This window comes from Streptomyces sp. NPDC031274, from assembly GCF_055570235.1.
Genome location: NZ_JBVIHP010000062.1, coordinates 1 through 8072 on the forward strand (window position 1 = coordinate 1; position 8072 = coordinate 8072).

An 8072-nucleotide genomic window follows, 5' to 3' on the forward strand; every position below is an offset into this window, starting at 1 on the left:
CGGTTCGACACGGTTCTGCGTCCGAAGGTTGATGCGGCGCTCAACCTCCACGAGTTGACGTCCGGACTCGACCTCTCCGCCTTCGTTCTCTTCTCGTCGTCGGCGGGCGTGTTCGGCAGTGCGGGGCAGGCCAACTATGCGGCGGCCAACGCGTTCCTGGATGCCCTGGCGCAGCACCGTCGGGCGCAGGGCCTTCCCGCGACCTCGCTCGCCTGGGGCCTGTGGGCACAGGAAAGCGACATGACGGTCGGCCTCGCCGAGGCAGACCTGGGCCGCATGGCGCGCAGCGGCATCCTCGCCCTCGAAGCCGAACAGGCGCTGGCCCTTCTCGACCTGGCCACGGCGAGCGGGCACCCGGCCCTCGTCCCCATCGCGATAGACACCGGCGTCCTGCGCACGCAGCCGCCTGAGGCGCTACCGGCCCTGTTCCGCGGGCTCGTCCGGCCCTCGGTGCGCCGCGCCCAGGCTGCGGAGGCCTCGCCCGAGCACGCCGAGTCGTTCGCTCAGCGTCTCGCGGGCCGTTCGGCGGCAGACAGGGAGCGCCTCCTGCTGGACCTCGTACGCGCTCATGTGGCGGGTGTCCTCGGATACGCGTCACCGAACGCCGTCGAGCTGAGCCGGGGCTTCCTGGAGCTCGGCTTCGACTCCCTCACCGCCGTCGAACTGCGCAACCGGCTCACGGCGGAGACGGAGCTGCGGCTACCCACCACGCTGATCTTCGACTATCCGAACCCGGCGACCCTCGCCGAGTACCTGTCGGAGGAGCTGCCCACGGCCACCACCGCGGCTGTTCCCCCTGCCGATGCCGGCGACCTGCACACCGAGCTCGACCGTTTGGAGAGCGTTCTGAAGTCGGCCGGTGACGGCACCGACGACGGTGAACGGGACCGTGTCGCCGCTCGGCTCCGCGCGCTCCTCTCCACCTGGGACGCCTCCCGTGCCACGGCGCACGCCGGAACGGCGGCCCCGGATCGGCAGGACGCGGATCGGCAAGACCTGGAGAGCGCGACCGCCGACGAACTCTTCGACCTGCTCGACAACGAGCTCGAAACCCGCTCAGACACTGATCGCCCCGACCACTTCGAGGAGGCGCTGTAAATGGCGAACGAGGAGAAGTACCTCGACTACCTGAAGCGGGCGACGGCTGATCTGCGCGACGCCCGCCGCCGCGTACGGGAACTTGAGGAGCGTGACCAGGAGCCCATCGCCATCATCGGCATGAGCTGCCGATACCCGGGCGGCGTCACCACCCCCGAAGAGCTGTGGCAGCTCGTCGCCGACGGCACGGACGCCATCTCCGCGTTCCCCACCGACCGCGGCTGGGACACGGACGGCCTCTTCGACGACGACCCGGACCGCCAGGGCACCAGCACCACTGCCGAAGGCGGATTCCTCTACGACGCTGCCGAGTTCGACGCTTCCTTCTTCGGCGTGTCCCCGCGTGAGGCGCTCGCCATGGATCCGCAGCAGCGGCTCCTCCTGGAGACCGCCTGGGAGGCGATCGAACGAGCCGGAATCGACCCGGTGTCGCTGCGCCGCAGCCGCACGGGTGTGTTCGCGGGCGTCATGTACTACGACTACGCGACCCGCCTCCACGCCCTTCCGGAGGGCGTCGAGGGCTACATCGGCACGGGCAACGCGGGCTCCGTCGTCTCCGGCCGCGTCGCCTACACCCTTGGGCTTGAAGGCCCGGCGGTCACCGTCGACACGGCCTGCTCGTCCTCGCTCGTCTCTCTCCACCTGGCCGCCCAGGCGCTGCGCCAGGACGAGTGCGGCCTCGCGCTCGCCGGTGGCGTGACCGTGATGCCCACGGCCGGCACGTTCGTCGACTTCAGCCGCCAGCGCGGCCTGTCGACGGACGGCCGCTGCAAGTCCTTCGCCGCGTCGGCGGACGGCACGGGGTGGGGCGAGGGTGCGGGACTGCTCCTGTTGGAGCGGCTGTCGGACGCCCGACGCAACGGCCACAAGGTCCTTGCGGTCGTCCGTGGCTCCGCCGTCAACCAGGACGGCGCGAGCAGCGGCCTGACCGCGCCCAACGGTCCCTCCCAGCAGCGCGTCATCCGAGCCGCCCTGGCCGGAGCCGGACTGGCCGCGGGCGACGTGGACATCGTCGAGGCACACGGCACGGGCACAACGTTGGGCGACCCGATCGAGGCCCAGGCAGTCATCGCCACGTACGGCAAGGAGCACACGAGCGAACGTCCCCTGTGGCTGGGGTCGTTGAAGTCGAACATCGGTCATACGCAGGCCGCGGCCGGTGTGGCGGGTGTGATCAAGATGGTCATGGCGATGCGGGAGGGCGTGCTGCCGCAGACTCTGCACGTGGACGAGCCGACCCCTCAGGTGGACTGGTCGGCGGGCGCCGTCGAGTTGCTGACGGAGGCGCGTTCCTGGCCGGAGCGGGAGGGCGGCGCCCCGCGTCGGGCTGGTGTGTCGTCGTTCGGTGTGAGTGGCACCAATGCGCATGTGATCGTGGAGCAGGCTTCGGAGGTGGAGCAGGCTGAGGGGGCTGGTGAGTCTGCTTCGGTGGTTCCTGGTGTGGTGCCGTTGGTGTTGTCGGGGCGGAGCCCCGAGGCGTTGCGGGAGCAGGCTGCGCGGGTGCGTGAACTGCTGCTGGCAGATGCTGAGTTGAGGGTCGGCTCGGTGGGGTGGTCGCTGGCTGTTGCGCGGTCGCGGTTCGAGCATCGGGGTGTGGTGCTTGGCGGGGATCGTGACGAGTTGCTGGCAGGGCTTGAGCTGCTGGCTCAGGATGGTGCCGCGGGTTCTGGTGTTGTGGCGGGGCGCGCGATCGCCGGTCGTCCGGTGTTCGTGTTTCCGGGGCAGGGGTCGCAGTGGGCCGGGATGGCTGTTGAGCTGTTGGATTCCTCTCCGGTGTTTGCGGAACGGATGGGGGAATGTGCGGTCGCGCTGTCGGAGTTCGTGGACTGGGATCTGTTCGAGGAGTTGGGCGGCGACCGCTTCGATCGGGTCGATGTGGTGCAGCCGGTGTTGTTCGCGGTGATGGTGTCGTTGGCGGAGGTGTGGCGTGCGGCGGGTGTCCAGCCCGCTGCTGTGGTCGGTCACAGTCAGGGTGAGATTGCCGCCGCCTGTGTGGCGGGTGCGCTCTCTCTGGAGGATGCGGCGCGGGTGGTTGCCTTGCGCAGTCAGGCGATTCTGGAGCTGGCGGGCAAGGGTGGCATGGTGTCTGTGCCGTTGCCCGAGGATGAGGTCAGGGAGCTGCTGTCCGGGTGGGGTGAGCGGATTTCTGTGGCGGCGGTCAATGGGCCGTCCCAGGTGGTGGTGTCGGGTGAGCCCGAGGCGTTGCGTGAGCTGGTGGCGCATTGTGAGCAGCGGGACATTCGTGCTCGTACGATCCCGGTGGATTACGCCTCGCACTCTGCACATGTGGAGGCGATCGAGGCGCACTTGGCCGAGGTCCTTGCTCCGGTGGCTCCTCAGTCTCCGCAGGTCCCGGTCTTCTCGACGCTGACCGGTGACTGGCTGGATGCGGTCAACACGCCGATGGATGCCGGGTATTGGTATCGCAATCTCCGTCAGACGGTGCTGTTTGAGCAGGCCACTCGAGGCCTCCTCGCTGACGGCCATGGACTGTTTCTGGAGATGAGCCCCCACCCGGTGCTCACAGTTCCCGTCCAGGCGGTTATCGACGCCACGGAGACTCCGGCCGTGACCCTGGGCTCGCTGCGTCGCGACGAGGGTGGTGCTCACCGTCTGGCGCAGTCGCTCGCCGAGGCGCACGTCCACGGCGCCGAACTCGACTGGCAGGCACTCTTCCCCGGCACCGACCGGACCACGGTCGACCTCCCCACCTACCCCTTCCAACGGGACCACTACTGGATGCACGCCCCGGACGACGACGCGGCCGAGGCCGGGCTTGCCGCCGACGAGGTCGAGGCGCGCTTCTGGGAAGCCGTGGAGCGCGAGGATCTGGAAGAGCTGGCGGCCACGCTTGTGGACGTGGACGAGAGCTCGCTGAGTGCGATCCTGCCGGGACTCTCTTCCTGGCGGCGCCAGCGCCGCGAGCGCTCAGTGGTCGACAGCTGGCGCTACCGCGTCACGTGGAAGCCTGTGGCGGGCGGTCTTCCCTCGCCCGCGCTCACGGGCCGCTGGCTGGTGGTCGTCCCCGAGGCGGCCACTGAGCTCCCGTGGGTGGAGGGCATCGTCGACGCTCTCACCCAGGCGGGAGCGGAGACGGTACGACTCGCCCTCACCTCCGCCCAGGGGCCGTACGGACGAGAGTCCCTGGTCGAGCGGCTGCGGGAGCAGGGCGAGCTCGCGGGTGTGGTGTCGCTGCTCGGCCTCGACGAGTCGGGGCACGCGGAGTACGGGACGGTTCCCGCCGGGCTCGCGGGCACGGTCGCGCTGGTGCAGGCCCTCGGTGACGCGGAGATCGAGGCCCGTCTGTGGGTGCTCTCCCGTGGCGCCGTCTCGACGGGCCGCAGCGACCGGGCGGCAGAGCCCGTGCAGGCCCAGCTGTGGGGTCTCGGCCGGGTCGTGGCGCTTGAACACCCCGACCGCTGGGGTGGTCTCGTAGACCTGCCGGAGACGCTTGATGCTCGGGCAGCCGCACGGTTCGCGGGCATTCTTACGGGGGTCGGGGACGAGGATCAGCTCGCGGTGCGCGGCACGGGTGTCTTCGTGCGCCGGTTCGTGCGTGCGCCTGCTGGTGCTAGTGCTGGTGCGGGGGAGGTGTCTGCTTGGGTGGCGCGTGGTACGGCCCTGGTGACGGGTGGTACGGGTGCGGTCGGCGGGCATGTGGCGCGGTGGTTGGCGCGTGCGGGTGCGGAGCATCTTGTGCTGACCAGTCGGCGTGGTCTGGATGCTCCCGGTGCCGTTGAGCTCAAGGCGGAGCTGGAGGAGTCGGGGGTGGAGGTCACCGTGGCCGCGTGCGACGTGGCCGACCGGGATGCCGTGTCCGCGCTCCTGGAACAGCTCGCAGGTGACGGGCACACCCTCCGCTCCGTGTTCCACGCGGCAGGCGTGAGCCCCGCACATACGGTCGCCGAGATGACTCCGGCGGACATCGCCGAGGTGTTCGGTGCGAAGGCGGCGGGTGCCGGGCATCTGGACGAGCTGCTCCGTGACACACCGCTGGACGCGTTCGTGCTGTTCTCCTCCAACGCCGGTGTGTGGGGCGGCGGGGGGCAGAGCGCGTACGCGGCTGCCAACGCCTACCTCGACGCGCTCGCCGAACAGCGTCGGGCCCGGGGTCTTACGGCGACCTCTGTCGCGTGGGGCGCGTGGGGCGGCAGCGGCATGGCTGCCGCCGAGGAGGCCGAGGAGCATTTGCGGCGTCGTGGTGTGACGGCGATGGAGCCGGAGTTGGCGGTGGCGGCGCTTGCGCAGGCGGTGGCGCGCGGCGAGACGTTCGTGGCTGTGGCGGATCTTGACTGGGAGCGGTTCGCTCCCGCTTTCACCTCTGTGCGGCCCAGTCCGTTCATCGGGGATTTGCCCGAGGTGCGGCGTGGTCTGGCGGCGTTGGAGAGTGCGGCGGCGGGCAGCGTCCTGGGGGAGCCGGTATCGGAGTGGGCGGGTCGTCTTGCCGGTCTTGGGGCGGGTGAGCAGGAGCGTCTCGTGCTGGAGTTGGTGCGGGCGCAGGCGGCGGCGGTGCTCGGCTATGCGGGTGCGGAGGCCGTCGAGCCGACCCGTGCTTTCCGTGAGTTGGGCTTTGATTCGCTGACGGCCGTCGAAGTGCGCAACCGGCTCGCGGCTGCGACCGGACTGAAGCTGCCCACGACTCTCGTTTTCGACTACCCCACAGCCAGTGCGCTCGCCGCCCATCTCCGCACCGAGCTGATCGGCGAGGCGGAGAAATCGGCCTCGGCGCCGGTGCAGGTGGCGGCCGCCGGGCGGGCTGCCGTGGACGACGATCCGATCGCGATCGTATCGATGAGCTGCCGCTACCCCGGCGGTGCGGGCACCCCCGAAGGACTCTGGCGCCTGGTGTCCGAGGGCACGGACGCCATCTCGGGCTTCCCCGACGACCGGGGCTGGGGCCCCGACGGGCTCTTCGAGCCCGAGCCGAGCCGCGCCTCCGACGCGGGCTATGCCGCGCAGGGCGGATTCCTCTACGACGTAGCCGAGTTCGACGCCGGGCTCTTCGGAATCTCCCCGCGCGAGGCGCTCGCCATGGACCCGCAGCAGCGGCTCCTCCTTGAGACCTCCTGGGAGCTCTTCGAACGCGCGGGCATCGCGCCGTCGACACTCCGTGGCAGCAGCTCCGGGGTCTTCGTCGGTGCCTGCGCACAGGGCTGGTCGGCGGGCCTTTCGCAGGCACCGGAAGGCGTCGAGGGCTACCTCATGACCGGCGACGCGACGAGCGTCATCTCCGGCCGGCTCTCCTACACCTTCGGGCTCGAAGGCCCGGCGGTGACCGTCGACACGGCGTGCTCCTCCTCGCTGGTCGCCCTGCACCTGGCGGCGCAGGCGCTGCGCCAGGGCGAATGCGACCTGGCACTCGCCGGTGGCGTCACCGTCATGGTGAGCCCCGCCGCCTTCCATGAGTTCAGCCGCCAGCGCGGGCTCGCGGCGGACGGCCGCTGCAAGCCGTTCGCGGAGGCTGCGGACGGTACGGGGTGGGGTGAGGGTGTCGGCCTGCTGCTTCTTGAGCGGCTCTCGGACGCCCGCCGCAACGGCCATGAGGTGCTCGCGGTGATGAGCGGCTCGGCGGTGAACCAGGACGGGGCGAGCAACGGACTCACCGCCCCCAACGGCCCCTCCCAGCAGCGCGTCATCCGCGCCGCCCTCACCAGCGCGGGGCTCGTCGCAGGTGACGTGGACGCGGTGGAGGCGCACGGTACGGGTACCACTCTGGGCGACCCGATCGAGGCGCAGGCGCTGCTCGCTACGTACGGTCAGGACCGGCCGGAGGGGCGCGAGCCGCTGTGGCTGGGGTCCGTGAAGTCCAACATCGGCCACACCCAGTCCGCCTCCGGCGTCGCCGGTGTGATCAAGATGGTCATGGCGATGCGCGAGGGTGTCCTGCCCCCGACCCTGCACGTCGACGAGCCGAGCACCCACGTCGACTGGTCGGCCGGGGCGGTAGAGCTCCTCACCGGGGCGCGCGACTGGCCCGACGCGGACCGCCCGCGCCGCGCGGGCATCTCGTCCTTCGGAGTGAGTGGCACCAACGCACACGTCATAGTCGAGCAGGCACCACAGACCGACGAGCTCGCGGCGAAGGTGGTGAACGTACCGCCGTCGACAGTCATACCGTGGCTGCTGTCCGCCCGAAGCGCCGAAGCACTTCGCGCCCAGGCGGACCGACTGCGGGAAGTACCCGCGAACCCGGTGGACGTGGGTTGGTCGTTGCTCAGCGGGCGCTCGGCGCTCGAGCACCGGGCAGTGGTGTTCGGGCGCGAACGGGACGAGATCCTTGACGGGCTAGAGGCCGTGGTCTCCGGAGCTGGGGTTTCCGGGGCTGTGGTGGAGGGGCGCCTGGGTGTTGTCTTCACCGGTCAGGGCAGTCAGCGGATCGGTATGGGCCGGGGGCTTTACGAGGCCTTCCCGGTGTTCGCGGACGCGCTGGACGAGGTGTGCGCGCATCTGGACACGGTCCTCGACCGGCCGTTGAAGGACGTCATGTTCGGTGATGATGCGGAGCTGCTTGGGCAGACGGGTTATGCGCAGCCTGCGTTGTTCGCGGTGGAGGTGGCTCTCTATCGGTTGGCTGAGTCGTTCGGGGTGCGGCCGGAGGTTGTTGGCGGTCATTCGGTGGGTGAGCTTGTTGCGGCGTATGTGGCTGGGCTCTGGTCCCTGGAGGACGCGGCCCGGCTGGTGGCTGCCCGGGGCAGGTTGATGCAGGCGCTGCCTGAGGGCGGGGCGATGCTCGCGGTGCAGGCGGCGGAGGCTGACGTACTGCCGTTGCTTGAGGGCTTGGAGGGGCAGGTTGGTGTCGCGGCGGTGAACGGTCCCTCGCAGGTGGTGCTCTCCGGTGACCGTGCCGTCCTGGAGGGTGTGGCCGGGTCGCTGAAGAGCCAGGGGCGGAAGGTGCGGTGGCTGAAGGTCTCGCACGCCTTCCACTCTCCGCTGATGGATCCGGTGCTGGAGGACTTCCGCAAGGTCGCGCAGAG

The 8072-nt window shown here is 70.3% G+C and carries 2 protein-coding genes; both read left to right on the forward strand.

Annotated features, from left to right (window positions below):
- Positions 1–1098 (forward strand): acyl carrier protein (locus ACZ5CR_RS43355; protein ID WP_468868667.1); only part of this gene is annotated, 1098 nt, incomplete at its 5' end.
- Positions 1099–8072 (forward strand): type I polyketide synthase (locus ACZ5CR_RS43360; RefSeq protein WP_468868672.1); only part of this gene is annotated, 6974 nt, incomplete at its 3' end.